Origin of the sequence: Aeromonas sp. SER (genome assembly GCF_038739615.1) — a bacterium.
GTDB classification, from domain to species: Bacteria; Pseudomonadota; Gammaproteobacteria; order Enterobacterales; family Aeromonadaceae; genus Aeromonas; species Aeromonas jandaei.
The window spans coordinates 1-473 of the sequence record NZ_JBCGFC010000034.1 but is presented as its reverse complement, the minus strand read 5'-3'; the positions used below and the strand labels follow the sequence as shown (position 1 = coordinate 473).

The window sequence follows — 473 nt, the reverse complement described above, 5'->3', positions numbered from 1 at the left end:
GCGGCCGCTTTGTCGGCACGTTCAAGCAATAACCAGTAACGGTTGGTCGCCAGCAAGCTCTCCCACTTTGCGCGCTGGGCTACGTCAGGCTGCCGCAACAGCTGCTCCAGCTGGGCTACCGCTTCCGCACGCCGGTTGTTGCGTGAGTAGGCTTCGGCCAGGGCGCCTCTCAGCCCCTGATCATCAGGGTTGGCAGCCAGCGCAGCGCTGATCTCCCGCACCGATGCCTTGCCGGCACGGTTGCGTGCCAGTGCTTCCTGACGCTGGCGAAAGGCCGGAGATGCCCACTGCTGCTCCTGGGTATCAAGCAGCTTCAAGGCCTCATCCACCTCGCTGTCAGAGCCAAACGTCACAACGAACTGGCGCAGCGCATCCATGCTCTCGGTACCGACCGGCATATCGCGGATCGAAGCGAGCCAGAGAGAGGCGGCCGCATCTCGGCTACCGGGATGAAGTGCCATGCGCTTGAGCAA

General features: G+C 63.4%; 1 protein-coding gene. It reads right to left on the bottom strand.

Annotation, left to right across the window (positions count from 1 at the left end):
* A partial coding sequence (locus tag AAHA41_RS22575) for a tetratricopeptide repeat protein (protein WP_342697350.1) occupies nt 1-473 on the bottom strand: 473 nt, incomplete at both ends.